A 24047-nucleotide genomic window follows, 5' to 3' on the forward strand; every position below is an offset into this window, starting at 1 on the left:
CATTGGGAGATTTCTTTAACCTTCTTACATCCTATTTTACTTTCGAACACTTTTAACCTTTTCTTCCATTTTATCTCGAACTTGACCAACTGATAGTCCAACTATTATTTGGATCGCTTGTTTATTTCGAACTAAGCCATGTGCTCCATGTTTTCTAAAAACTTGTTCACTTTCTAGTTTTTCAGGATCTTTTACTGAAACACGTAATCTCGTTGCACAGTTTGTAATATCTTGAATATTTGCAGCGCCATCTAAATCTGCTAAAAAGTATTCAGCTAATTGTTCAAAAGAACTGCTTCCACCTGTATTTCCTAATTTCTTCTCTTTGTAATCTGCTTTCGTAAATAACTTGCTTTAAGGTTTAACATTCTAAGCGAAAAAAGATAAAAGATATCACTAACTTTTATCTTCAATACTATTAATAGGGGCATTTTTAAAATCATATTAAGCAACTAAGTGGATATACCCCATCTCAAATATACAGAAGACATTATCAAAGCCAATTCCTCTACATAAAAAAAGACCCTAGGATTCAGGGGTTAAATAAGGTTGAGTTTTAGAAAAAAGGAGTATATCATCGCTTAGAATTCTAAGATTATTTAGCCAATATGAAAGGCTATTAATTCCTTAGCATAGGAAAAAGTCGATTTATTTCATCCAGAAATTGACTTAGCGTATGTTTTCCGCGTTTTGTTGGGGGGACCCCTCAATAAGGAAAATAAAGGAGGAACCTTGATGTTAAACCGATTACTTGCCGTCATCTTGACCACCACGCTCGTTTGCACCGTCCTAGCATACATATCCTATACACCGCTCTGAGATCGGACATCGGATACGATGTATGAATCATTCGGTTCAATATTTTTGTTTTACGTCTTAGCGACCTTGCCAATCATCTTGCTGTCCGGCTTCTTACTCGACTTCCTTATCGGCATGATCATCAACCGGTCATCGACGACATTAGCGTATGTGCCGACAGTCCTCGGTTACGGAGTGTACGGTATCGTGATCGCGAGTCTCCTGATTCTCTTGACGACGAAGGACGCATTTGACCTACCGCTTTCTTTTACGATCGCTGCTCTGACAGCAATGATCTATTACAGTCTGTCCGTCGTCTTTAATCGATTGTCACAGCACGCGCACTAAAAAAACGAACAGACACGTCTGCTTACTCGCGGACGTGCCTGTTCGTGTTATTCTGCTTCCGTTCGTTCAATCGTGATGACACCCGGTGGACGATGTGGGAAGGTCAACGTCAGACCGGCAAAGCGACAAATATCATCTTCGTTCGGTGCCCGGTGCACCCACTCGATCGTCTCTTGCCTTGCTAGCGCGTGGCGGATCCGGTTATCGGCTTGTGTACGCGAGATGCCGCGGCAATCAACGTTCGTGATATACGTTGCTTCGTCCGACTCGATCTGTTGCCAAATCCCGAGGATCAGTTGACCAATCGGACTGACGGATTGACCATCCGGTTCTTCACTGCTGACGGCAGCATCGAGCATTTCGATGACAGCGTCACAAGTCTCACCGGAAGCAAGCAATCGCGTCGATCCTTGTTGTAGAATCCGGTAACGCGTCACGCCGTTCTCGAGCCACAAGCGTTGTGCGAATGGATTGACCGGAACACCGTGGAAAAATGTCTGCGTCCCGCGCCAAGCAAAACCAAATGATGGGTCGTACGCCCGAATCGTCGCCATGGCACGATCATGGAACTTAGCGATCGTCTGTCGTTCCGTTTCCAGTAAGTTTCGGATCGCCTCTTCATCCTCTAACGGTACCGACTTTGGTGTCACAGTAAATAATTCCGATTCCGGTAAGCGGTGTGGGGACAAAATCGTTCCGTCGAAACGATAATCGTTCGCCGGACGTCCAGTACGCCCGACGGATAAGCGCCACGTCCGTTCTTCCGGCATGAAGGCATAACTTTGATGGGCAAAAGGTGGTGCGACGAACAGTCCCGGAAACGGATCGAATGTGTCGACTCGCAGGACGTCACCGTCATACCAGCACTCTTCGATCAGACGGACGAGCCGTCCGACGGGTGCATTACGGTCCGTCAGGTAACGACCGGTATTAGCATGGAAACCGAGCAGAAATTCCCGCTCTTCTTCTTGGAACGTCACCATCAAGAGTTGGAACAACGAGGCAATCTGCTGCTCGACGAGTTGCGGATCCTCCCCCGTCTCTGCCTCAAACGCGACCATCTTCCAGCCGGACCGTTCATAGAGATGAATCGTCACCGGGAAGAACAGGAAGGCACCATGTGTCGCTTCGAGTTTGACCATGTCTTGCATCGCTAGGCGTTCCGTCAGTAAGGAAAAGCCCATTCGTTCGAAATGATCTTGCAGCCGTCGTTTCCAATGTGTGAATTCCACGCAACCATCCCCTCTCGCAAATTACGCGCCGCGTTTTCGTAACGGATTCTTCGACCAGTAGATATAAAGACCGACCAGCCCTGCAATGCCTATGATATAAGACGGCAATCCACTGACCTGAATCAAGACGTCCGGTGCCGGGAAGATCGTCACGAGCAGTGCCTTATAGGTTGAAAATAGAATGAAACTGATGACGAATTGAATCCAGACCCGCGACTTGACTTGTTTAAGCTTCGGTGCCGTGATGACTTGGGACATCGCGTCGATCAAGAACAAGGCGATGATTGAGAAGAATAAGTAATCAATCAAGGCAAACTGGAATAATCCGTCGATTCCTTCGATGAAGATGAACATCAAAATCGACGAGACGTAGTTCCGCGTCCAGCGTTTCTGCGTTTCCATCCGGTGCCGCTGCGGTAACTCGGCAATCATCTGGTCGAGACGTGCCTCGACGGAAAGACCATGAATCTCTTCGAATGGTCGTTGTTTCCGCTGGGCTTCGTAGATGTCTGCCCGTAAGCGGTCTTCGATTTCCGTCCGGTCCGGTTCTGCGACGTTCAGATTCAATCGCGGTAAAACGGTTTCTAATAGACGTGTGTTGGCTTTCGTTAATTTCAATCGATTTCCCCCTTTTTCATGTTTAAGTATACTGGGTTTTTGGGAAAAATACGTAGTGGAAATAAAAGATTGCTTGACGAAACGATGAAGAATGTTCAGAATTATTAAAATATAACGTCAGAAACAGACAGAAAGGACGTGTTGGACCATGCGCCAAACATTGACGAGCGCCGCCTTGATCACTTTGCTGACGAGTGCGGGCATCGCCTTCCCATTGGCTGAAGTGAAAACACCGGTCGACCAAGAACCGGTTGAACTCGATCAGCAACAGCAGCAACCAACTGAAACAGAATGACGACACCCCGCGCTCCAAAAGGAATGCGGGGTGTTTTATGTATCGCTTGGTTGGGTGACTGATTCTTCGATCGTGACGGACCACGCAACGACGGTCGTGCTGTCGCGCACGCCCAACGCTTCAATCGTCGAGAGCAGTTCTTCGACACCCCCTGACTGTAAGTCTTTATCGATTTGCATTGCTTCGACATACGGTGTTCCCGGGCACTCGAGCAAACCATCCGTCGTCACGAACAATCGGTTGTCCCCTTGCCGCAACTCGCGGACGCCTCGTGTGTAACTCGGGACCGGTAACGCAAAGGCGTTCGCGCGTCCAATCCATTCATAGAACTGCCGCTCATTCAAAGCAGCTTGTCCCATCTTCATCAAATCCGGGTGAAACAGATACAAGACGACGTCACCAACGGAGAACCACCAGATGAAGCGCCCTTTGCGAACGGCAATCAGACAGGCGGTCTCCCCTTGTAACGTTGCGCATGCCGCTATGAAGTCAGGATCTTGAAAGAGATCCAGCACGGTCGTCTCCATTCGACCAAACGCTTCAGTGAGTGGGGCATCTAGATCATCTCGAATACGCGACTCATATTGCGCTAGGTGCTGTAAGACAAGTGCCGCACTATCTGCTGTCTTATGAGCGTCTAAGACGACGGCCATCTCCCAATCGTTGCCGAATAAGATAGCAGCTCCGTCTTCATTTTTATATTGACCGCTTCTCGAGCAGCCACCGAATCGTCCGAGCATCATCCGACCAAACCGGTCGATTTGTTGCGTATCGACGAACGGTTCGTCGGAGCCGACCCAGTAGTAGGATGATTGTCTCGTCTGCATGCTTCCGTCTTCCCTTCTTTACATATCCCGCAAGTAAGGTTGCAGGAACAAACGCAATCGTTTTTCATAGTTGTCCGGATCAATCGTATATGTCTCGTCATGTCCGGCATCACGAACCGGATACAATTGTTTTAATCCGGTTTTTGCTTGATACAGCTCGTACATCATCTGAACCGGGACGAGGTCGTCCTTCAGTCCATGGATGAACAGCGTCGGAACCCGGATTTTCGTCGCTTGGCGCGTCACCGAGACGTCGCCGAAGAAGAAGTCCTGGTCCCCTTTGTTCCACATGCTTGCGACCGTCAACGACGGCAGTGCTGGGTAATGGATCTGATCGTCCGCAAGGAAACTGAACCAGTCGTCGAGTCGGGCGTAAGCTCCTTCGGCAACGATCGCTCGGACTTGCATCGGTATGGTCTCACCAGCAGCAAGTAAAACGGTCGCAGCGCCGACACCGAGTCCGTGATAGACAATTCTATCGTCTCCGTTTTCAGCCACTAAGCGCTTTGTCCATTCCAAGACATCCAGTCGATCGAGCCAGCCGTAGTTCCGAACGCCGCCACTGCGATCCTGCCCACGCCGTTCGATGAGTAAGACGTTAAAGTCAGCCTCATGATAATAACGAGCTAATGCGTAAGCACCGGTCTGTGAAAACATCATCTCATCCGGGACGAGGAGGACTGTTTGTTTGCTGCCGTCAACCGGTAGATAACGCCCGAAGCGGACGATCCCGTCCTTCGACCATTGCTGCGTCTCGCTCGTTTGTTTGAACCATGTCTCGTCGTTCGTCACCTGTCCGTCCGTTCTCGTCGTCTTCAGAATCGGAGAAGCGTCCGACTGACCGATCAATGTTTCTTGCATCCGGTATCCATCATAGACGATGAACAATAGCAGACACGTGACGAGCAACACGATGCCGATTCCCCATTTGCGCATGTGCTTCGCTTCCTTTCCGACAGTGAGTCTTTCCTTATTCGTCGTCAGTTTTCACTTCCCCTGCTAACGGGGTCGAAAGGAACGATTGTTTATACCAGCGCTGTAAGGTATCGATATCCGTTCTTTCAAAATAGAGCGCGTTAAAAGCAGTATTGCCCCGTAGTTGAATCTCAATCCGGGCAATCTCCTTTGCTTCGAGCCAGCGAGAAACGGACCAGGTCAATTCCTCGATTTTCAGTCGTGGCGTATAGACGGTCTCTTTTTGGACCCATTGTTTGCGTAACATCAAGAGATCGTGGCCGGTTCCGAAACGGGTCTTTCGGTAACCGCTGCGCACAGCGAAGTAATAGAACGGTAACCAGATGAACAGAAGCAAGATCAGGAAGCGCCATGAGGAATCAAGGACGATGATAAAGACACTGCTTAATGCAGTAAACAACAGCGCATAACCGAGTAACGGCCAACGAACCCGGTAGCGAAAGCCAATCGGTGCGACTTCATGCTGCGGGCTGAACTGACGAAAGCGCGGCAGATATGTCGCCAGAAACGGATCAATCTCGTTCGTCCGGATGAACGGATGGAGCAACAGTCGCTCCTTCTCTCCGGTCGCCGAGATGATGTGCAAGGACAGGCTCGCTCGTCCGATCAAACGCTGAATCCAGCTTTCCTGAATGACGAGGGCTTGAATCTTATCAGCATGAAACGTGACCTCGGTCCGGTTCAACATCCCGTACCCGATCAACAATCGGTTGTGTTGCAAGACGGCACGGTACGAACCGTATTTCAAGATATAGACGATGATCGAGCCGATGTAGATGACGAGTAAGACGAGTACGCCAAGTCCCGTCAAAACGAACAACGATAAATGAGCGAGTTCTGAGAACAGTCGATCGACATAACGTTCAATGAACTGATCGATGAATTGATAGGCGGTCCCGATCCCGACGAGCGCTAGTCCGACGCGTCCTGACAAGGCACCGGCTAATGCCAAATCGCGGACAGGGATCGTATAGGCGACTTCCGCCTGTTGTTCTTCGACGACGAGCTGTCCCTCGTTTTTGATCGACGACTTCAGTTCTTTCGCAAAATCAAGACGGATCCCCTTCAGTTCGACTTCCGGTGTTCCGCTCTCAGACGATGTCTCGACGGTCAACGTCGCAAGACGCAACAGTCGTTCGATGACGTTTTGCTGAATGCCGATCGACTCGATCCGTTTACGTTGCGTCGTCCGTTCACTTTTTTGGAAAATTCCTTTGCGGACCCGAATCGTCTCGGCATCAATCGTGAACGTATAGAAATACCAGGAGGCGATCCCGTATAAGAGGACGAACACAATCCCAACACTGATCCCGATCCACGTATAGGTGTTGATCTCGCCTTTTCGGATCGCATTTAAAATCAAGGCGGCGAACGGAATCAGGAGCGAGCGGATGATCGAGATACTCGACATCACGATGAACAGCGGGTGGACGCGCCGGGTCATAACGATTCCTCCTCCCGCTCCTCGAGTTTCGCGAATCGTTCGACTTGTGTGCGTAGCGCGTCTCCTTGAGCATGATCGAGTCTTGACAACGTGACGAAGCCGGATGCCGTTCGAATATCAAGTGTGATCAAATCATAGCGACGCAGAATCGGTCCCGTTTGGCTATCGATCAATTGCACCTTGACGAGCGGCACGGTGACTTCGCGGCGAAAGAAGATGCCGTTGCGGACGACGAGAAATTCCTCATCGATGCGATAACGCATATACTTCAAGCGAAGAACGGGTATGTAGACGATACGGGGAATGAAATAGATCAGCCAAAGCAGACCGACGATGCCCATCCACCAAGGTGTCAGGTCGAGCCACATGAATTGAGTAATCGTCGTTCCGATCAAGATGACGGCGATTAAGCCATGTAACGGCAACAATCCGAGCCGTTCTGCTCGAATCGATCGTTCTGGCAGCGTATGCCATTGTACAGTAGACATCAAAAAACACTTCCTTTCGTTTCCATTTACGGTTAAAAACGTCGCTTGGTTTCAGACAGCGGTTGACATTTTGTTTGATTTCATCGCATATATAGAAGTGAAGAACTGTAACACCAAGGAGGAACCATGTTAACTTTTGAAGAAAAACTACGAATTATCGAGACCTTCCCACAACTCGTCCGAAAAGATGTCTCGCTGAAACGCGTCAATTTCCAATTTCCGGACAGTCAGTATGAGAAGAAGAATCTCGTCTATCATTTGCATCCGAACGGTAACGGCTTCGTTTATGCCGCTGGTCTACCAGGTTATGAAACGGACGAAAAAGGTTTCGTCAACATCCGTGAATTCTCAGAACCTGCTTTAATTCTCTTATTAGAAGATGCAATCAAAGCACTCTCAACAGTCCAATCGGTCGAAACACTCGAAGAAACATGGGTCAACGATAACCAGTTCGAATTGACGTTGCTCAATGAAGACATCGACACGTGGCTCGTCTACGCCGGTGATCTTTTAGACGGTGCATTCAACTCGTATAAGGAAGCAGCGAACTATCTGGAAGAAGAAGGCTTCCGCCGTAAATAAGACAATGAGCGATCCGGTTAATCCGGGTCGCTCATTTTCATGACGAGACGATTCAGTGCCGCTTTGACGACTTGAAGATCTTCTTCATCGACGTCGAGTGTCCGGACGAGATCAAGTGGAACGGTCTCTGCTTGTTTCCGTAACGCTCGGCCGGCATCTGTCAAAAAGATTTGGATGTGCCGTTCGTCTTCCGGCTTACGGACACGTCGCAACAAATCTGCTGCTTCGAGTTTCTTCAGTAATGGCGTCAATGTCCCCGAGTCGAGGTGGAGACGTTCACCGATGGCTTTAAGTGACTGTCCCTCCTCCTCCCAGACGACGAGCATGACGAGATATTGTGGATACGTCAGACCGAGGGGTTCAAGTAACGGACGATAACGACGCGTGATCTCACGCGAAATCGCATAAAACGGAAAACAGAGTTGTTCATCTAAAGCTAACGGGTTCATAAAAAATTCCTCCTATCGTGAGCAAACGAGTTGCATTTCGATTTAAATTGTATACAATCTAATTGTAAGCTACTTATTTGAATCTAACAACGAAAGGGAGTTACACACATGAAACCAATGTTCACATCATCTGCAACAGCTGTCGGAGGTCGCGACGGACGCGTCGTATCGGAGGACGGAATCCTTGACGTCGCCCTCGCAATGCCAGTACCAGGATCGAAAAAACAAGCAACGAACCCAGAACAACTCTTTGCTGCAGGATATTCTGCTTGCTTCGACTCTGCCTTGAACATGGTCGCTCGCAAACAAGGGATCAAACACGATGGCAGTGAAGTCACAGCACACGTAACGTTAAACGAAGCAGCTGACGGATTCATGCTTTCAGTCGAACTCGATGTTCTCGTCCGCGGGATCTCAGAAGAAGCGGCGGCTGAACTTGCAAAAGTCGCGCATACGGTCTGCCCTTACTCGCGTGCAACTGCTGGAAACATCCAAGTCGACGTCTACACACGTACGACTGACGCAGAATAAGTGTAGCATTTCTAGCCAGTCTGAGGTTTACTCTCAGCTGGTTTTTATTTTTTGTTATAAATTCGGTAATTGAAATAATTTCATTTTAGATGATAAACGGTTGCTCTCATGAAAAGAACAACCGCCCTTTTTTAAAGTTGATGGACCGATAAGATGACGAGTTCTCCGGATACGGTGACATAATAGGCATCCTCGAACCGATAACGTTCATTGTGTTCTGCGTCATAGACGGTGACCATTGGTTCCGCGTTGTCTCCAATCGCTTCGTGTAGATAGAAGCGTCCCCGTAAGACACGTTCGAACGGTTCTTTATCGAGGAATCGGGCACCGTTGCGTAAGTTGATTACTTCATGATGGTGCTCGGATCGGTCATTAACGATGAAGATCGTCGACTCAACGTCATCGTAAGTGAAATCGAGCGGTTCATAGTCACTCCACTGGATCCGGGCGACCTCTTCGACACTCGCTTCCGTATCGATCCGGTAAAAGATTTCTTCGTTCAGACGATCGGTATAGGCACTGAAGATAAGATGCCCTTCTTGTTCCCCGAGATATTGGACGGTGTCCCCTTCCCCATCTAATTTCAGTAGTGTCGCAAATGATAAATGTTCGACACCTTGTTCAATCTCCTCAATCAAGGTCGACAGTGGTGCGATCAACAGACTTTCGGAGTGATCAATCGGATCTTCTGGTGAGATGACACCACTTTCAAGGGCGTCATAGAACGAGAACTCATCGAGCCGAGCGTTACAGACGATGTACTCCTTGTCTTCGAGCGTGACGAGAAAGAAATAGAGTTCCCGGTAATTCTCCGTCATCCCGTAGAGCCGTGGATCGCGAATCGTCTGCCGTGATTCGTCCTTGACGTCATACAAAAACGCGGACGTCGTATCCGTCGTCTGCAAGAATACGAGATAGTTGTCATTGAGCACCCAGTAGAGCGTCAAATCCCCTTCCACGTAAAACGACGCAATCTGCTCGCGTTTCCCGGACAAGAGATCGAGGACGAGCACTTCCGTCTCCCCGCCTTGCTCTTGCGTATGTTCATTCAGACAATAGACCTTTCCATGACGAACAAACGGACGAGTTGGTCCGTGATCCGTCAAAGCCTGCTGCGTCAGGTCGACTTGTTCTTGATCTTCAAGATCATACCGACTGATGTGGTAACGGGCGTCATCGAGGCGACGTCGAAAATAGATCGACGACGGTGTGACATGCAAGACATCCATATGATCGGCAGGTAAAGCACTGGCATCCACTATTTCCATTTTCAATCTCCTCCTGAACACATACTACTTGTCTTTTTCCCACGAATCGTACTGCTTCAAACAGGGTCTTCTTGTGCGTTTAGTGAAGCAGAGTGCTACAATATGGCTAGATGACTACAGGATGAGGAAGGTGCAAAACGGTGCAATCACAAGATTTGAATACGATGATGCTCGAATACGTCAATGATAAGGAAGAATATGATGCCTATGCCGACAAGTTGAAGATGCTTCTGTCCGAGCTGTTAGACGCGGCAGGCATCAAATACCACTCAATCGTCGCCCGGACGAAAGACTCCGAGAGCCTGTATCAAAAGGTCTTACGGCAACCGAATAAATACCGTTCGCTCAAGGACGTCCATGACTTGACCGGGATCCGGATCGTCACCTATTTCCATGACGATGTCCGGGAAGCGGCACGCATCATCGAGAATGAGTTCGCGATCGATCGTGATCAATCGGTCGATAAGTCGACCTTGCTCGATACGACTGAATTCGGTTACCTCTCGGTCCACTTCGTCGCGTCACTCAGTGAACAGCGGCTTGCCTTAAGCGAGTATGGACGTTTCAAGGACTATACGGCAGAGATTCAGATCCGCTCGATCCTTCAACATGCGTGGGCCGAGATCGAGCATGATCTTGGATATAAAAATCCGAACAGCGTCCCGGCAGAAGTCCGGCGTAGCTTCAGTCGGGTGGCAGGATTACTCGAGATCGCCGATCAGGAGTTCGTCAACATCAAGAAGCAATTGAAACAATTCGAAGACGAGACGGTCCAACAAATCTTGTCTGATCCGCATCAAGTCCGGATCACAGCAGATAACTTGAATTACTTCATCGACCACTCCCCCGTCATCAGCGAACTCGACAAACGTCTCGTCACGTCACAAATGATGCTCGATTCCGATCAACAGTTGATCAACGAACTGATCCGAATGTTCCATTACGTCGATATCCGGACGTACGGTGAACTGATTGAAGCAGTCTCGACACATAGTCCGCTCGCCTTACGTTGTGCAAAGGTCATGCCGAATCCATTCCTGCCTCGTCAAGGAATCGGGATTGCCTATATCTGTATGGCATTGACGATCGCTGGTGAAGATACGCACCGCATTGACTACTTCTTCCGCCGTTTTTATCCGGAGTTACGCAACGTCGAAGAAATCGTCGCCCAAGTCGCCCGTGTCGTCGAGTCAGATGATTCAAGAGAAAAATATTGATTAAACTAAAATTTTTCACTATACTAAATCACGAGTGAAAGAAACTACGGTATAGAAAGAGTGAAGGATACATGGCAACTACACTAGAAGTAGCACAACGCGATCAGTTGATCGTTGATACGGAAAAAGGATTACGGATGAACTACCGCGCGATCAAAAAGGACGTGCGTAGCATGTTTACGACTTACTTGACACGTAACGAGTTCTTCATCTTAAAATCACTTTGTGCGAACAGTCCTCAAATTGCTTCAGCGCTCTCGCAAGAGTTCCAATTTTCAGCAAGCATGATTACGGCTCTGGCAGACGAATTGACGAAAAAAGAGTTGATCTCACGTGAGCGGAGCGAGCTCGATCGTCGCGTCGTCGAACTGCGGGCAACACCGAAAGGCATCGAGCTTTACGAAAAACTCGAGTCGATGAAGATGGATTACCTTGCAGACGTCTTTGAGGACTTCTCGGATCAGGAACTGGAGTTGTTCCGTTCGCTCTTAACGAAGCTTGAAAAAACAGTCTAAGCTGTTCGATGGAACGGATCCGGTCAAAAGCGATCGGATCCGTTTTTTAGTAATCGATTAGGAGGAAACACGATGTTTGATTTCGAATCAGTGCAACACTTACGAAAGACGGGACAGTATGAAGCAGCAAAGGAACTCGTCCGTCAGTATGTCGAGATAGCCCCTAACGATCCGATGGTCCTCTATCAGATGGCTTGGTGTCATGATAGTCTTGGTGAGGAACAGGCTGCTGTCCCCTACTATGAACAAGCACTTGCGCTCGGTCTTGCTGGTGAGGACCGCTTGCAAGCTCATATCGGGCTCGGCAGTACATACCGCGTCATCGGTCAGTTCAAAGAAGCATCAAGCGTTTTCCGAAGCGCGTTGCTTGAATTTCCAGACGCCCACGCCTTACAAGCATTCCTCGCGATGACGGAGTACAACCTCGGTCAAGTCAATCAGGCTGTCGGTCGGTTACTCAAGAGTCTTGCTGCGACGTCGTCGGACGCCTCGATTCAGACATTTAACCGGGCACTTCGTTATTATGCCGATCATTTGGACGAGATCGTTACGGAATAAAGCAACAGTTGACGATAGATTGGTTCGCACAGCATAATGTAACAGCCAAGCGGACTCGCTTTTGGCAGGAAAGGAAGTTAATGATGTCATCAAAAAAAGTATGGACAGTAGAAGGTTATGAAGAACAAGGGCAAGAAAAACACGGTAAGGCAAGTAAGTCAGAAACCTATACGACTGAAGCGGATGCTAAGAAAGCCGCTAAGAAGATGGCGGATCAAAACGATCATCTCGATGTCTACGTGATTTATACGAATACGGTAAACGGTAAAACTGAAGAACGGTTCTTCAATTCGAACGGCAAGTATAGTGAAGAAGGATTCGAATGGTAATCTTCCTTTTCATTTAAAGGTCCACTCAAAAAATAATGGATTCGTTTCTCTTCAAGTGAGAGACGAATCCATTTTTTTAGTCATGATTTTGCCTCTCATACCAAAGCGGTATTTCACACTGAAACCCATCGTGGTCTCGGATGATCCGCTGAACACGTCGTTGCATTGCCTCCAATCCGTCTACATCGAACCGTTTTGCCCAGACGAGAGACGAGAAGACGACCATCGCCATATAGAGGCTGTAGATCTGCCAAAAGTTAGACGGTACTTCGCTCTCGAAGTATCCATCGATCATGTGACGGGCAAAGACGGGACTCGTCTCGACTTGAAACAATCCACATTTGACGAAGTCATGCCACGGATCGCCGTAATCATGGTTCCCGTAATCGAGGAAGGCACAGAGATGTCCATTCTCAACAAGAAGATTATCGAGATGGACATCGTCATGTTGCAGTTGATTCGGACGCTCAGCTAAAAGGGAAAGCCTTAAAAGGATGAACCGATCGAGTCGCTCGATCCACTCTGGCTCAAGCAACCCATTAACCGCTGCGCGATAGCGGTCATGTTTCGCCTGACAACGTTCTTTCCATGCCGCCGTCCCGCTCGGTGCTATCACGTCATGAATGCTTCTCAACGCTCGCCCTGCCTCCTGACCGAGTCGAGGAGCTAATTCTGGTGACTCGAGAAGCACGCTTCGGACGGTTCGTCCGGGTAGGTATGGATAAATGCCGTACGCGGTCGTCGCAGTCCGTCCGGTCGCTAGCGGTAAGGCGTGAGAAATCCCCTTTTGTTCTGGTACCATTAAAGCCGCCTCTCGTTCAAACTGACGACTTAATGGGTCCGTCACGACCTTGACGATGTAGTGTGTTGTTGCCGTCTTGACGAACCAGACGGCTTGGTGCGAGCGTCCGGCAAGCCGTCTAACGCTATCGATATCGGTCAGTAATGGATGATCTGGTAGCATGAAGACTCCTTTCTGAAGACAAAAAGAGGACGCTTACTTGCGTCCTCTTCGTCATGCCTGTGGGATATAGCTGGCAATGATCTCAAGCAGATCGGCATACGCCGTTTCGAAATCGATGTTTTCGATCATATAATCGTAGTGATCGCGGTCTTTCCACGCTTCCTCGTAATCGACGAGTCGCGCTTCGAACTCCGGTGTATCACCGCGCATCAACAATCGCTCCTTCATCAAATCGGGTGGGACCGTGACGAAGATCGTAATGACTTGGTCACCAAACAGACGTTTAAAGTTTGCTGCTCCTTTTGGATCGATGTCCTTGATGACGATTTGATCCTGCTCGAGGACATCGACATACGCTTGCCGTGGTGTTCCGTACCACGCGCGGTGAACATGAGCGTATTCGATGAACCCGTCCTCTTGGATCAGTTGCTGGAACGTCTTGACATCGACGAAGTGATAGCTTGCTCCATCAATTTCCGTCGGACGTTTCGGTCGTGTCGTCACTGACGGGATGAACCGGACGTGTGCGTATTCCGTCCGCAGACGTTTGATTAGGGAAGACTTTCCGCTGCCCGATCCACCAATCAAGAGAATGATTTTACCTGACATCGTTTTCCCCCTATTGTTGTGTCGTGAAATAACCTGTAAAGCGGAGCGCGAACTGTTCTAGTTCACTATCAACGACCGTCCCGTATATTGGTCGGATGACGATCAAGTAGCGTTCATACGAGATGATCCGGGACGTCTCATTACGTGTCATCTGGACTTGGGCTTCCGGGTAACTCTCAACATAGTACCAATCGACCGCAATCCGTTCATCGGATGGGGTCTCATAGATCCAAGTCACGGTCGTTCCATTAGCAGGAAGGGTGCTTTTCAAGGTGAAGCGCTGAATCTGCTTCAATTCACGTTTCGCTGATGCAAGTCCTGCCTCATAATCCGCAGGACGCATCGGTGTCGTCGTCACTTGCTTCGGTTTTGGTTCCGGCAAGCGGGCAAAGCCAAGCTGGAGACCGACGAATAAGGCGACGAGCGACAAACTGATGACGAATACGTATTCCTTGCGCATCCCTTCCCCTCCTCATCCTTCGAGTGTGTCGCGCATTCCTTTTGGATCATTGACGATGACGGCGTCAACACCGATCGTTTGCATCTGATGGACATCGGCGATCGTCTTCGGGGTATAGACCCGGACCGTGACGTCTTTTGCGTGAGCGAACGCGACATCCGCCTCCGTCACGCGTCGGTAATCGGGATGAATCCCTGTCGCACCGATCCGGAGGGCTTGTTCTTCCGGATGATAGATCGGATAGGGATACAGAATCGCCGTCTCGACGCTCGGGTCAAGCTTGCGAATCAGAGCAACCGAATAATGGTTGAACGAACTGAACAACAACCGATCCGTCGCAATGCCGTGCGCCGCGCAACGCTCGAGGACATACGCCTCAATGCCATCATAGCGAATCGTATCCGTCTTCAGCTCGATGTTGAGCCGCAGTGTCGCTGGTGCGAGGATTGCGAGTACTTCGTCAAGCGTCGGAATCTTCGTCTTGATCGCTTCTCCTTTGAAACGTGCTCCGGCATCGAGTGCTTGCAGTTCAGCGACCGTCATGTCGATCACACGCCCTGTCCCGTTCGTCGTCCGGTTGACAGTCTCGTCATGAATGATGACACCAACACCATCCTTTGAGAAATGGACATCGAACTCGACACCATCGACGTCGTCTTCGATCGCAGCGGCGATTGCTTCAAGCGTGTTCTCAGGAAAACGGTCACTGACACCGCGGTGTGCAAACCATAACATCAGAGTGCCTCGACGACACGCGTGTATTTCTTCGTCAAGTAGTTGACGAGGGGTGCGACCGAGATCGATTGACCCGTTGCTGCTTCGATTAGTTCAGCCGGTGTCTTCGATTTCCCGTGACGGTGAATGTTTTCCTTCAGCCAGCTTTTGATTGGTGCGAGAGTACCAGCTGCAATCAGACCATCGACGTTTTCGACGTCACGACGAAGCGCTTCGTTCAATTGTGCCGCGTAGACGAGACCGAGCGCGTAACTTGGGAAGTAACCGAACGATCCACCTGACCAGTGGACGTCTTGTAAGACGCCTTTATCGTCACTCGGGACATCGACGCCGAGATACTCTTTATAGAGACGGTTCCATTCTTGCGGGAGATCCTTCACTTCGAGTTCTTTCGTCATCAGGCGTTTTTCAAGCTCGTACCGAATGATGATATGAAGGGCATATGTCAATTCATCGGCTTCGATCCGAATGAGTGACGGTTTGACTTCGTTGACCGCTGCGTAGAAGCGTTCAAATGGGACGTCAGCAAGCGACGGGATTGCTTGTTGTAGACCATGATAACGTGCTGATAAGAAGCCTTGATTACGTCCGATGAAATTCTCGAAGAACAGTGATTGTGATTCGTGGATCCCCATCGAAGCACCTTCACCGAGACCAAGTGAATCGAGTTCCGGTTCGATACCTTGCTCATACGTCGCGTGTCCGGCTTCATGCATCGTGCCGAAGACGGAGTTCCGGTAGTCGTTCTCATCATATTTCGTCGTGATCCGCGCATCCTTCCGGTTAATCGTCGTTTGGAACGGGTGAACCGTCTCATCCAATCGACCGGACGTGAAGTCATAACCGATATCACGGAGCCATTCTTGATTCAAGGCGATCTGTGTCTCGCGGTCCGCTGACCAATCAAGCGTCGGGAAGTCTTTTCCTTCGAGTTGACTGAGCAAACCAATGATTGCTTGACGGAGTTCCGCAAATAATGGATCGAGTGTTGCGACCGTCATCCCTGGCTCATAGTCATGCAGGAGCGCGTCATATGGGTGCGCGTCATAACCCCAATACTCGACGAACTGGCGTTCCATCGCGACGATTTTCTCGAGATATGGTTCAAACATCGACCAATCATTCGCGTCCTTCGCCTTTTCCCAGACACTCTCGGCTTCCGAAATCAACGTGATGAACGTTTGATACTCGGCTTCTGGAATCTTCGAGTCGCGATCGAATGCTTCTTTTGCTTTCGCAAACGAGATCGCTTCGATGCCCGTCAGCGTCTCTTGCTCCATCGCTGCCAGTAATTGTTGGTACGTTTTCCCTGTCCGGCGACGGAAGCTTTCTGTTGAGAGGAACCCGATCGAAGCGGAACGATTCGCTGCACCTTGATCCGGCATATATGTCCGCATATCCCAGTATAGTAATGCGACGGCTTCTTCGTATGCGCGAAGACCATCAAAATGGTCGCGCCATTGTTGTGTCGTTGACATGATTATAGACCCCCTTGAAGTATGTAACAGTGTAGCATTTTTAGCATATCACAAAATGTTCAAAACTTTCACACACGAATGATTTTTGAAACTTTTCCCGTCAGATAAGCGTATAATGACCATACGATCAAGCAGAGCGAAAGGAAGTGGCAACAGTGAAGACAGACGCTGAGATAGCCGAGTTGATTCAGTTGAAAGAAACGGGACCGGTCTGTACGATCGAACATCTCCCAAAAGAGCTCGACTGGATCGGCACCGGTCGTAGCGCCTATGTATTCCGGGTTCGTGGCACCGACCGCGTCATCAAGAAGTTCTATCCGTCATTTCGTCCTCTCGCTGAGTTAGAAGGTGGCATTTATGAACAACTGACGACGTTTTCGACGTATGCGAGGATGTTCGAATATGGACCCGATTACCTTGTGCTCGAATACATCGAAGGACAAACGTTATTCGAATGCCTCGTCAGCGGGACCTATATTCCAGAATCCGTCTTGACGACTGTCGATGCAGCGCTAGCAGAGGCACGTGCCGTAGGTCTTAATCCATCAGATATTCATCTACGCAATATTTTGTTAACGGCAAATGGAGCACGGATCATCGATGTCGCAAGGTTCCGTCAAACCGAACCGTGTACACAATGGGATGATTTGAAGAAAGCCTACCAGTATGTCTATGCAAAACCGTTCTTCCCGAAAAAACTGAGCGAGACGTTCCTCAATACGATCGCTGATGTCTATAAGGGACGCTTGTTCGAATCGATTCGAAAGACCGGTTAATTGAAAACGCGATGCTCCTCCTTGTGAGGAAACATCGCGTTTTTTCGTTGATTATTGGACGCGATGTGAGACAGCATCCGCAAAACGAAACGTATTCTTACCGTCTTTTTTTGCGGCATATAACGCACGGTCTGCCTGTTGAATGATCGTTTTTAGCTTAATGGTTTCATCATCAAATAGCACGATCCCGATGCTGGTCGAGACAGCGTATGGCGTCTGCCATGTTCCAAGTTTCTGAAGGAGCTGCTGCGCAATTCGTTCGTACTCCTTTTTCGTCTTCTGATGGGTGAAACGAATCAAGAACTCGTCTCCCCCGATCCGTACAGAAAACGCGTCTTCATAAGAACGTGTACTATCCTGTAGTCGTTTCGCGACGTCGATCAAGACTTTGTCGCCGGTCTCATGCCCATACACGTCGTTCACTTGCTTGAATCCGTCAAGATCAAGATAAAACAGCGCACCGGAATGTTGCTGTTCCGTTTCCCACTGTCTCATCAAATAACGTCGGTTATACAATTGTGTTAGCGTGTCCTTCCAAGCAAACTGTTCGAGCTCAAGGTAATACGAAAACAGTTTCGCGATCCGTTGGAGAAGTTGAATGCTCTTCTCTTCGAATTGACTTGCTTCATAATGGACAGCGCACAACGTACCAAAGGGTTGACCATTCGTTAAGCTGATCGGAATCCCGAGATAGGACTCGATCTGTAACGCTTTTAATGCGTCCTGCATATCTTCTAAGCGCTCGTCATCGCTGATGGACTCATACCAGATGGGTTCGTTCTTTTCGAAATTGATGTGACGACAAAGTGTCTTTTCCATCTCGAACACTTGTCCTGCTCGAATCTCGATTCGTTGATGATCATTTGAGAGTCGTAAAATCATCTGTTGGTTTTCTTCGATCGTCGTTAAATACAACAATTGGTCAGGTAGAATCTCTTTCGCTAATTCCAATACATCATCTGCCAGTTCGTTAAAATTCCGATACAGTGTCATTTCTTGCAACGTATCACACCTCTTTCGTTATTCGTTCTTTTTTAGATTATATGTTTCACGAAGCAGCCCATCGATTGCACAATCCTTATATTTTCCAGTCGCATTGCGAATCATCACCCATATAGTCCTTCTTGAATCATACCGACCTTCTGCATGATTCCTCCTGGAGCTTTATCGATATTATGGGCGACTGAAACCTTATAAAGGAGCGTTTCTTGAAAACCAAAGGCAAGGACTGCAGCTAATGCATCGCTACCATTTCCATTGTTCCACAATCCGTTCTAAACATCGCTTCCGTATCAGACAGTTGGATTTTTCGTAATAAGAGTATTTTAGTATGTAACGCCGTACTCCCTTGAAACTGTTTCATTTTATTTTTGTTATAATAAAGGTATTTGAAATAAAATAATTATGAATAAACAAGTCGAAAGACGATCGTGCTTGCGACAGCTAATAGACGTATATTCGTCTCACAATCAAAGTGAAGTTGTGTCCTGTGTCGTGAACTCGTCGCAATGCAGTCCCCGTTCTGATGAACACCGATCTTTCTCGTGACTGTCGAGGAACGAATCTGATACTCCTGACCGGCATACGAGACGAGTAAGACTTCTTGTAGCCGCAATTGCTGACGAAGTGCCGGATCGGTACGGATTGTACCGACGTCACGTCCATCTTTACGAATCACGAAATGTGTCGTATTGCGAAGCCATTCCGTTCTCGTTTCTTTAATTTGAAGAAGGGTTCCTTCTCCGTCGAACGTTACATCGAGGAAAAACGATTCAAACTTCTTGAAGCGCACAAGGATCGCCTGCCACCACGTGGCATAACGTCGTGAGAACGTCAGCCATTGTTCATGCGCGAGAAAACCGTATTCGTCTTTTGCGTCGCCCGGTCCGCTAAGCGAACGGACACCTCTGCCTCTCGTCTACGATAACGCAAATCACACCGGATTTGCCACCATTCGACTCTACCGTTCAAGAAAGCGACGACGGTTAAACCAAGTAATCCGTACACCTCACGTGGAGCGAGTTCCCCTGTCGTCAGGTAATGTCCGATCAAAGCGAAAAAGCATAAAACAATCAATAATAGACTCTGCACCATGAACCTTCCACACCTCCAACTCTATTTTTCCATAAAGCGTCAAAAAAGTCCTCCTTTCACATGGAAAGGAGGACTAAATCAGAGGGTCGCGGCGACTTCTTGTAAATCATCCGCTGTCTCAGCAATAGCTTCTGCAATCTTACGCATGCCTTCGATCGTGCCGGCGACATCCTTCGTATCAGTCGATAGTTCATGAATTTGCCGCGAGACATTGTCGGTCTGTTCCGAAATCCTTGAAAAGGCACGGACGACTTGTTGCATCTCTGTCGTCGTCCGGACGACCGCTGTCTCCGTCGTTCCCATCCGCTCTGAGACGACGAGCATCTTTTGCGTAATCTCTTGGGCGATCCGCGACGTCTCTGTTGCCGACTGTTTACTCTCTTCGGCAAGCTTCCGAATTTCTTGCGCAACGACGGTGAACCCGCGTCCCATCTCCCCGGCACGTGCCGCTTCGATTGAGGCGTTCAAACTGAGTAGATTCGTCTGATCAGAAATCGTCGTCACCATCCCAGCGATCCGTTCGATTTCCTGCGACAGACGAGACAGTTCAGCGACTTGTTCGGTCGTCCGTGATAAATCTGCAACGACATGCTCAAAGTGCCGTGTCTCTTCTTCAACCAGGACGACGCCCGCTTCTGCTTCACTGACCGCTTCCGTCAACTGGATCGAAATCGCGTTTGTCGTCGTTGAGACGTGTTTAGCGTGCCGTTCAATCTCTTGGAAGTTTGCTGACGACTCCTCACTCATCGCAGCGAGTTCCTCGGTCGATTTTTGAACGCCATCCCCGACGTGTTGTTTTGCTGTCGCGATCGCTTGGCGTTCTTCATCGATTTGATCCTCATACATCGTCATGACGATCTGTTGTTCGAGGTTGAATAGTTTTCCCGCTGCCCGCATGATTCGGACACGCTCTGCTTCCGGCCAAGCACTGTCGTCAATCTTCTCACTGAGAACATTCCAGACTTTCTGGAAGGCAGCGATGTACCATTTATTGTGCAAACCAATCCGAACATGCCGTTCAGCAATCCGGCGCCGGGCTTCGATGTAGTCCATTGTCACCTGACCATCGAACATTTGTAAGATGTGCCGAGCGAGAGTGCCTTTCAATCGTTCGAGTGTCGAATGTTTTTCAATCAACTGACGGAGAGACGGAACCCGGACTAACTCCTCGTAGAACGCATCGACCATGCTCGGCATCCAACGGGAAACATCCTCGCGGATGACTCGTGCAATTTGTAAATCGATGGCGTTTAGACCGATTAGACGTAATTGTTCATGTAAAGATGCTGGAACATTCAATATGACATGAGTGCGTTCGACTTCAATGAGCGCGTCAAAGGAAGGTGAAGGTGATTTCTTAAACCAATTCATATATTCATCTCCTTGTTTTAAATTCACTTCACCTCTTATATCGTCACCGTTGATTGACCTTTAAAGGGATACGTTAGTCTCTTTCTACATGTCATGGTAATTGCATGTTGGAATATTTCGGACATTTTGAGGTTCATACGATCATTAATCATGTAACTGTAATACTAGGTTTTTCATTGTGACTTCCCGGAAATATAAGAGCTATGCGCGTAAGAAACTTGAGGTGAAGCTTTGCTATTCATGAACATCTCAAACTTGAAAGATTAATTTTGGGAGAGGTAGTGCTGATTATGGAAAAAAACAAATAAAGGCTTTTCATCTCACTTCCGAGCGGAAGCGGACGATGCGGGTCGTAACATTTCATGGAGTTCAATTTTTGCCGGTGTGGTATCATTCTTATCTTTATTGATTCTTTTCAGTCTGATTGGATCGGCGATCGGTCTCGGCGTCACGGACGTCACGTCGTATAACCCGTTCGATGGCGTCGGAACAGGCTTGATCATCTGGGCGATTCTGTCATTGCTCATTTCGTTATTCGTTGCCGGATTCGTTCCTGGTGTGACGTCAGCTCGAGCCGGTCTCATTCACGGATTTTTGACTTGGTCGACGAGCGTCATCCTCTTGTTCGCTCTCTTGTCGTTTACGACCGTCAATACGTTACAATCGGTCGGTTCATTACTCGGAACAGTCGGTGGAGCTGCCGGTAGCGGCATCGGGTCTGTCGCGTCGACTGCTAAAGACGCTGCGACGAAAGGGTTCGACTCCGTTACGAAAAACGTCTCAGGTATCGATACGAAGGAACTCGATGGAAAGAAAATCGCTGACGCAGTTGCGAAGAACACGGATCTTACAGGCGCCGAAGCAGATAAAGCGACGCAAAACATTGTCGATGGTTTAAACACGGCAACAAAAGAAACAACGCAACAAATCAATAATGCGAAACAAACATTTGACGAGAGATCAGCTGACTTGAAGAAAACGGTTCAAGATGTTCGTCAGCAAACGGAACAAGCGACACAAACGGCATCGAAAGTTTCGATCTGGGCGTTCGTCGGTCTCCTTCTGACACTGATCTTCACGTCGTTCGCTGGGATTGTCGGTTCACGCGTCGCAACACGCGGTCGTGTCATGAATAAATAATGATTCCTTATAAAACTGATTCCGCCATGGCAGAGTCAGTTTTTTTATATGGTAAGACACTCTTATTGACTGCCCATGAAATTTCCTGTTACAGTATTACCTAACGACCGTTAGGAAGGTGATTTATCTGAAAGCACAACAATTATTACAGACGAGCATCCATCATTTTGCAGCGCACGGCTATGAAGGAGCATCGCTACAAGAGATCGCAACAGAAGTCGGTATCAAAAAACCGTCCATCTACGCGCATTATAAAGGCAAAGACGACCTCTTTCTGCAAGCGACGACATATGCCTTGCAGGAACAAAAGCGTCGTTTCGCTACGTATTTCACAAAAACACGACAGCAACCGCTCGAGCAATCCTTGCACGGCTTCTTCGATTGGTTCATATTAGAGCAGCAGGATGATGTCCTGATGCGATTCATCCTTCGGGCAGCCTATTTTCCACCTGAAAAACTCGAACAAGAGATGACCGATCGCTTCAACCCATTCTTCGATTCACTGCATGATTTATTGACGCGTCTGTTACGCGAACGTGACCGAACGGAACAGATTCTCTATTCGACGGACTACAAAAGTGCAGCGCTTGCTTATTTGACGGTCGCTGAAGGTACGCTGACAGAACTTGTCTATAACGGCGTCGACGCCTTTCATGCTAGACAGCAAGCCGTCTGGCCAATCTTCTGGCGTGGCATGTCGAAAACGATTCCAAACAATTGAGGTGACCTATGCAAAACAATACATTGATTTTAAGTACACTCCTGCTCAACTTATTCATCGCTTTTCTCGGAATCGGACTCGTCATTCCTGTCACACCGACGATCATGAATGAGTTAAGCATCTCCGGGGCGACGGTCGGTTACATGGTATCTGCCTTCGCCTTCGCGCAATTGATTCTGTCCCCGCTTGCAGGACGTGCCGTCGATAAGTACGGACGCAAGCCAATGATCATCATCGGTTTATTCATCTTCAGCATGTCTGAGCTCTTGTTCGGTCTCGGTCAACAGGTCGAAGTCCTGTTCGCGTCACGGATTCTTGGTGGTGTCAGTGCGGCCTTCATCATGCCGGCTGTCACCGCTTTCATCGCTGACATCACGACGAACGAAACCCGTCCGAAAGCGCTTGGCTATATGTCTGCCGCCATCTCGACCGGTTTCATCATTGGACCAGGGATCGGCGGGTTCCTTGCTGACCTCGGCACGCGGACGCCGTTCTTCTTTGCTGCCGCGTTCGGTCTGACGGCAATGGTGTTATCTATCTTTACGCTCAAGGAACCTAACCGTCATTATGAGGCGACGACCATCAAACAACAGACGGGTTTTCGGAAAGTATTTAGTCCGCTCTATTTCATCGCTTTCCTAGTCCTATTGATCTCGTCGTTCGGCCTCGCCTCGTTCGAGTCCTTGTTCGCGCTGTTCGTTGACCGGAAGTTCGGTTTCACGGCAAAAGATATCGCGCTTGCGATCTCCCTTGGTGCGATTGTCGGTGTCATCGTCCAAGTCGGGCTGTTCGATCGTTTGACACGTTGGTTCGGTGAGATTCGCTTGATCCGTTACAGTTTGATCGGTTCGACGTTGCTCGTCGTCTTGATGACGTTCGTGACGAACTATGTCTCGATCATTCTCGTGACGATGGTCGTCTTCGTCGGCTTTGATTTGATGAGACCTGCCGTCACGACCTATCTTTCGAAGATTGCCGGGGATGAACAAGGTTTTGTCGGTGGAATGAACTCGATGTTTACGAGTATCGGGAATATTCTCGGACCGATCGTCGGCGGATTATTGTTTGACGTCAACCTTAACTATCCGTTTTATTTCGCGACGATGATGCTTGCGGTCGGTATTTTACTGACATACTTCTGGCATGCACCACGTACTGAAGTAACTGAATCGGATCGTTTGTCTTCTTAAAAAAACAGCCCCGTTCCCATCTCTGGAAGCGGGGC

Annotated in this window: 29 protein-coding genes and 1 pseudogene; 12 read left to right on the top strand and 18 right to left on the bottom strand. The window is 48.7% G+C overall.

The annotated features are described in order from the left end of the window. Positions 1–36: 36 nt before the first annotated feature. Positions 37–309 (bottom strand): annotated as a pseudogene (locus tag Q9R23_RS08470) (glucose PTS transporter subunit EIIB); the annotation flags it as partial. Between the two features lie 528 nt (positions 310–837). Between Q9R23_RS08470 and Q9R23_RS08475 the strand changes: the two are divergent. Beyond that, positions 838–1146 (top strand): hypothetical protein, encoded by a 309-nt coding sequence (locus tag Q9R23_RS08475; RefSeq protein WP_311246850.1) that lies wholly within the window; start codon positions 838–840, stop codon positions 1144–1146. A 47-nt stretch (positions 1147–1193) separates the two neighbouring features. Here the strand turns inward: Q9R23_RS08475 and Q9R23_RS08480 are convergent, their stop codons facing one another. Continuing rightward, the gene (locus Q9R23_RS08480) at positions 1194–2378 is read right to left on the bottom strand and encodes a hypothetical protein (RefSeq protein ID WP_035408013.1); all 1185 of its coding nucleotides are present in this window, start codon (positions 2376–2378) and stop codon (positions 1194–1196) included. A gap of 21 nt (positions 2379–2399) precedes the next feature. Continuing rightward, positions 2400–2996 carry a hypothetical protein gene (locus tag Q9R23_RS08485; RefSeq protein WP_311246851.1) on the bottom strand — a complete coding sequence of 199 codons (597 nt, stop codon included), beginning with the start codon at positions 2994–2996 and terminating at the stop codon, positions 2400–2402. 148 nt (positions 2997–3144) lie between these two features. Here Q9R23_RS08485 and Q9R23_RS08490 point away from each other — a divergent pair, with 148 nt between their 5' ends. Further along, on the top strand, positions 3145–3291 hold the full coding sequence (locus tag Q9R23_RS08490; RefSeq protein WP_214853749.1) for a hypothetical protein: 147 nt from the start codon (positions 3145–3147) through the stop codon (positions 3289–3291). A gap of 35 nt (positions 3292–3326) precedes the next feature. Here the strand turns inward: Q9R23_RS08490 and Q9R23_RS08495 are convergent, their stop codons facing one another. The 4 genes from Q9R23_RS08495 to Q9R23_RS08510 are packed head-to-tail and all read right to left on the bottom strand — an operon-like array spanning position 3327 to position 7025. Then, on the bottom strand, positions 3327–4118 hold the full coding sequence (locus Q9R23_RS08495) for a PP2C family serine/threonine-protein phosphatase (RefSeq protein ID WP_214853746.1): 792 nt from the start codon (positions 4116–4118) through the stop codon (positions 3327–3329). Between the two features lie 18 nt (positions 4119–4136). Then, a complete protein-coding gene (locus Q9R23_RS08500) occupies positions 4137–5054 on the bottom strand; it encodes an alpha/beta hydrolase (RefSeq protein WP_311246852.1) in 918 nt (305 codons plus the stop codon). A 34-nt stretch (positions 5055–5088) separates the two neighbouring features. Further along, positions 5089–6537 (bottom strand): PH domain-containing protein, encoded by a 1449-nt coding sequence (locus tag Q9R23_RS08505; RefSeq protein WP_290758415.1) that lies wholly within the window; start codon positions 6535–6537, stop codon positions 5089–5091. Then, entirely contained in the window at positions 6534–7025 is a 492-nt protein-coding gene (locus Q9R23_RS08510) for a PH domain-containing protein (RefSeq protein WP_311246853.1), read from the bottom strand. The genes Q9R23_RS08505 and Q9R23_RS08510 overlap by 4 nt, the downstream gene beginning before the upstream one ends. Positions 7026–7151: 126 nt before the next feature. On the opposite strand from Q9R23_RS08510, the gene Q9R23_RS08515 reads away from it, so the two are divergent. After that, on the top strand, positions 7152–7607 hold the full coding sequence (locus Q9R23_RS08515; protein ID WP_023468294.1) for a hypothetical protein: 456 nt from the start codon (positions 7152–7154) through the stop codon (positions 7605–7607). 17 nt (positions 7608–7624) lie between these two features. Here the strand turns inward: Q9R23_RS08515 and Q9R23_RS08520 are convergent, their stop codons facing one another. Next, the gene (locus Q9R23_RS08520; protein WP_290758409.1) at positions 7625–8056 is read right to left on the bottom strand and encodes a MarR family winged helix-turn-helix transcriptional regulator; all 432 of its coding nucleotides are present in this window, start codon (positions 8054–8056) and stop codon (positions 7625–7627) included. A 108-nt stretch (positions 8057–8164) separates the two neighbouring features. Between Q9R23_RS08520 and Q9R23_RS08525 the strand changes: the two genes are divergently transcribed. Continuing rightward, positions 8165–8587 carry an organic hydroperoxide resistance protein gene (locus Q9R23_RS08525; RefSeq protein WP_023468292.1) on the top strand — a complete coding sequence of 141 codons (423 nt, stop codon included), beginning with the start codon at positions 8165–8167 and terminating at the stop codon, positions 8585–8587. A 131-nt stretch (positions 8588–8718) separates the two neighbouring features. Here Q9R23_RS08525 and Q9R23_RS08530 read toward each other — a convergent pair whose 3' ends face one another. Continuing rightward, the gene (locus tag Q9R23_RS08530; RefSeq protein WP_311246854.1) at positions 8719–9855 is read right to left on the bottom strand and encodes a Six-bladed beta-propeller, TolB-like protein; all 1137 of its coding nucleotides are present in this window, start codon (positions 9853–9855) and stop codon (positions 8719–8721) included. A gap of 140 nt (positions 9856–9995) precedes the next feature. Between Q9R23_RS08530 and Q9R23_RS08535 the strand changes: the two genes are divergently transcribed. From Q9R23_RS08535 to Q9R23_RS08550, 4 genes are all read left to right on the top strand, one after another. Next, on the top strand, positions 9996–11072 hold the full coding sequence (locus Q9R23_RS08535) for a GTP pyrophosphokinase (RefSeq protein ID WP_235514003.1): 1077 nt from the start codon (positions 9996–9998) through the stop codon (positions 11070–11072). Positions 11073–11143: 71 nt separating this feature from the next. Continuing rightward, a complete protein-coding gene (locus Q9R23_RS08540; RefSeq protein WP_035397402.1) occupies positions 11144–11587 on the top strand; it encodes a MarR family winged helix-turn-helix transcriptional regulator in 444 nt (147 codons plus the stop codon). 72 nt (positions 11588–11659) lie between these two features. Continuing rightward, positions 11660–12145: a tetratricopeptide repeat protein gene (locus Q9R23_RS08545; RefSeq protein WP_311246855.1), complete on the top strand. Its 486-nt coding sequence runs from the start codon at positions 11660–11662 to the stop codon at positions 12143–12145. Between the two features lie 80 nt (positions 12146–12225). Next, complete coding sequence (locus tag Q9R23_RS08550; protein ID WP_231496855.1) at positions 12226–12474, top strand: hypothetical protein; 249 nt, start codon at positions 12226–12228, stop codon at positions 12472–12474. Between the two features lie 76 nt (positions 12475–12550). Here Q9R23_RS08550 and Q9R23_RS08555 read toward each other — a convergent pair whose 3' ends face one another. Genes Q9R23_RS08555 through Q9R23_RS08575 form a run of 5 tightly spaced genes read right to left on the bottom strand, consistent with a single transcriptional unit; the run spans position 12551 to position 16720 of the window. Beyond that, on the bottom strand, positions 12551–13438 hold the full coding sequence (locus Q9R23_RS08555) for an aminoglycoside phosphotransferase family protein (RefSeq protein ID WP_311246856.1): 888 nt from the start codon (positions 13436–13438) through the stop codon (positions 12551–12553). A gap of 51 nt (positions 13439–13489) precedes the next feature. Next, a complete protein-coding gene (locus Q9R23_RS08560; RefSeq protein ID WP_311246857.1) occupies positions 13490–14047 on the bottom strand; it encodes a guanylate kinase in 558 nt (185 codons plus the stop codon). 10 nt (positions 14048–14057) lie between these two features. Further along, complete coding sequence (locus Q9R23_RS08565) at positions 14058–14507, bottom strand: hypothetical protein (RefSeq protein WP_035408033.1); 450 nt, start codon at positions 14505–14507, stop codon at positions 14058–14060. A gap of 12 nt (positions 14508–14519) precedes the next feature. After that, on the bottom strand, positions 14520–15242 hold the full coding sequence (locus Q9R23_RS08570) for a glycerophosphodiester phosphodiesterase (RefSeq protein ID WP_251137840.1): 723 nt from the start codon (positions 15240–15242) through the stop codon (positions 14520–14522). Continuing rightward, positions 15242–16720 carry a carboxypeptidase M32 gene (locus Q9R23_RS08575; protein WP_290750307.1) on the bottom strand — a complete coding sequence of 493 codons (1479 nt, stop codon included), beginning with the start codon at positions 16718–16720 and terminating at the stop codon, positions 15242–15244. Before Q9R23_RS08575 ends, Q9R23_RS08570 begins: the two co-directional genes overlap by 1 nt. A 155-nt stretch (positions 16721–16875) precedes the next feature. Between Q9R23_RS08575 and Q9R23_RS08580 the strand changes: the two genes are divergently transcribed. Beyond that, positions 16876–17496 (top strand): serine/threonine protein kinase, encoded by a 621-nt coding sequence (locus Q9R23_RS08580; protein ID WP_214853713.1) that lies wholly within the window; start codon positions 16876–16878, stop codon positions 17494–17496. A gap of 51 nt (positions 17497–17547) precedes the next feature. Here Q9R23_RS08580 and Q9R23_RS08585 read toward each other — a convergent pair whose 3' ends face one another. The 4 genes from Q9R23_RS08585 to Q9R23_RS08600 form a co-directional block, all read right to left on the bottom strand. Then, positions 17548–18489 carry a sensor domain-containing diguanylate cyclase gene (locus Q9R23_RS08585; RefSeq protein ID WP_290783930.1) on the bottom strand — a complete coding sequence of 314 codons (942 nt, stop codon included), beginning with the start codon at positions 18487–18489 and terminating at the stop codon, positions 17548–17550. 409 nt (positions 18490–18898) lie between these two features. Further along, a complete protein-coding gene (locus Q9R23_RS08590; protein WP_311246858.1) occupies positions 18899–19288 on the bottom strand; it encodes a hypothetical protein in 390 nt (129 codons plus the stop codon). A gap of 41 nt (positions 19289–19329) precedes the next feature. Further along, positions 19330–19590 carry a hypothetical protein gene (locus tag Q9R23_RS08595; protein WP_290783898.1) on the bottom strand — a complete coding sequence of 87 codons (261 nt, stop codon included), beginning with the start codon at positions 19588–19590 and terminating at the stop codon, positions 19330–19332. Between the two features lie 78 nt (positions 19591–19668). After that, entirely contained in the window at positions 19669–20961 is a 1293-nt protein-coding gene (locus Q9R23_RS08600; RefSeq protein ID WP_311246859.1) for a methyl-accepting chemotaxis protein, read from the bottom strand. A gap of 384 nt (positions 20962–21345) precedes the next feature. Here Q9R23_RS08600 and Q9R23_RS08605 point away from each other — a divergent pair, with 384 nt between their 5' ends. The 3 genes from Q9R23_RS08605 (at position 21346) to Q9R23_RS08615 (ending at position 24012) form a co-directional block, all read left to right on the top strand. Beyond that, entirely contained in the window at positions 21346–22101 is a 756-nt protein-coding gene (locus tag Q9R23_RS08605) for a hypothetical protein (RefSeq protein ID WP_311246860.1), read from the top strand. Between the two features lie 118 nt (positions 22102–22219). Beyond that, entirely contained in the window at positions 22220–22822 is a 603-nt protein-coding gene (locus Q9R23_RS08610) for a TetR/AcrR family transcriptional regulator (protein WP_311246861.1), read from the top strand. An 8-nt stretch (positions 22823–22830) separates the two neighbouring features. Then, complete coding sequence (locus Q9R23_RS08615; protein ID WP_056061330.1) at positions 22831–24012, top strand: MFS transporter; 1182 nt, start codon at positions 22831–22833, stop codon at positions 24010–24012. The last annotated feature ends 35 nt before the right edge of the window (positions 24013–24047 follow it).

It is taken from the genome of Exiguobacterium sp. BRG2 (genome assembly GCF_031844245.1).
GTDB lineage: Bacteria > Bacillota > Bacilli > Exiguobacteriales > Exiguobacteriaceae > Exiguobacterium_A.

What these genes read in the sequence shown, in the direction of transcription:
- Q9R23_RS08475 (WP_311246850.1), top strand. Translation starts at nt 838, where the DNA reads ATGTATGAATCATTCGGTTCAATATTTTTGTTTTACGTCTTAGCGACC.
- Q9R23_RS08490 (WP_214853749.1), top strand. Translation starts at nt 3,145, where the DNA reads ATGCGCCAAACATTGACGAGCGCCGCCTTGATCACTTTGCTGACGAGT.
- Q9R23_RS08495 (WP_214853746.1), bottom strand. Translation starts at nt 4,118, where the DNA reads ATGCAGACGAGACAATCATCCTACTACTGGGTCGGCTCCGACGAACCG.
- Q9R23_RS08500 (WP_311246852.1), bottom strand. Translation starts at nt 5,054, where the DNA reads ATGCGCAAATGGGGAATCGGCATCGTGTTGCTCGTCACGTGTCTGCTA.
- Q9R23_RS08505 (WP_290758415.1), bottom strand. Translation starts at nt 6,537, where the DNA reads ATGACCCGGCGCGTCCACCCGCTGTTCATCGTGATGTCGAGTATCTCG.
- Q9R23_RS08510 (WP_311246853.1), bottom strand. Translation starts at nt 7,025, where the DNA reads ATGTCTACTGTACAATGGCATACGCTGCCAGAACGATCGATTCGAGCA.
- Q9R23_RS08515 (WP_023468294.1), top strand. Translation starts at nt 7,152, where the DNA reads ATGTTAACTTTTGAAGAAAAACTACGAATTATCGAGACCTTCCCACAA.
- Q9R23_RS08520 (WP_290758409.1), bottom strand. Translation starts at nt 8,056, where the DNA reads ATGAACCCGTTAGCTTTAGATGAACAACTCTGTTTTCCGTTTTATGCG.
- Q9R23_RS08525 (WP_023468292.1), top strand. Translation starts at nt 8,165, where the DNA reads ATGAAACCAATGTTCACATCATCTGCAACAGCTGTCGGAGGTCGCGAC.
- Q9R23_RS08530 (WP_311246854.1), bottom strand. Translation starts at nt 9,855, where the DNA reads ATGGAAATAGTGGATGCCAGTGCTTTACCTGCCGATCATATGGATGTC.
- Q9R23_RS08540 (WP_035397402.1), top strand. Translation starts at nt 11,144, where the DNA reads ATGGCAACTACACTAGAAGTAGCACAACGCGATCAGTTGATCGTTGAT.
- Q9R23_RS08545 (WP_311246855.1), top strand. Translation starts at nt 11,660, where the DNA reads ATGTTTGATTTCGAATCAGTGCAACACTTACGAAAGACGGGACAGTAT.
- Q9R23_RS08550 (WP_231496855.1), top strand. Translation starts at nt 12,226, where the DNA reads ATGATGTCATCAAAAAAAGTATGGACAGTAGAAGGTTATGAAGAACAA.
- Q9R23_RS08555 (WP_311246856.1), bottom strand. Translation starts at nt 13,438, where the DNA reads ATGCTACCAGATCATCCATTACTGACCGATATCGATAGCGTTAGACGG.
- Q9R23_RS08560 (WP_311246857.1), bottom strand. Translation starts at nt 14,047, where the DNA reads ATGTCAGGTAAAATCATTCTCTTGATTGGTGGATCGGGCAGCGGAAAG.
- Q9R23_RS08565 (WP_035408033.1), bottom strand. Translation starts at nt 14,507, where the DNA reads ATGCGCAAGGAATACGTATTCGTCATCAGTTTGTCGCTCGTCGCCTTA.
- Q9R23_RS08570 (WP_251137840.1), bottom strand. Translation starts at nt 15,242, where the DNA reads ATGTTATGGTTTGCACACCGCGGTGTCAGTGACCGTTTTCCTGAGAAC.
- Q9R23_RS08575 (WP_290750307.1), bottom strand. Translation starts at nt 16,720, where the DNA reads ATGTCAACGACACAACAATGGCGCGACCATTTTGATGGTCTTCGCGCA.
- Q9R23_RS08585 (WP_290783930.1), bottom strand. Translation starts at nt 18,489, where the DNA reads ATGACACTGTATCGGAATTTTAACGAACTGGCAGATGATGTATTGGAA.
- Q9R23_RS08595 (WP_290783898.1), bottom strand. Translation starts at nt 19,590, where the DNA reads ATGGTGCAGAGTCTATTATTGATTGTTTTATGCTTTTTCGCTTTGATC.
- Q9R23_RS08600 (WP_311246859.1), bottom strand. Translation starts at nt 20,961, where the DNA reads ATGAATTGGTTTAAGAAATCACCTTCACCTTCCTTTGACGCGCTCATT.
- Q9R23_RS08615 (WP_056061330.1), top strand. Translation starts at nt 22,831, where the DNA reads ATGCAAAACAATACATTGATTTTAAGTACACTCCTGCTCAACTTATTC.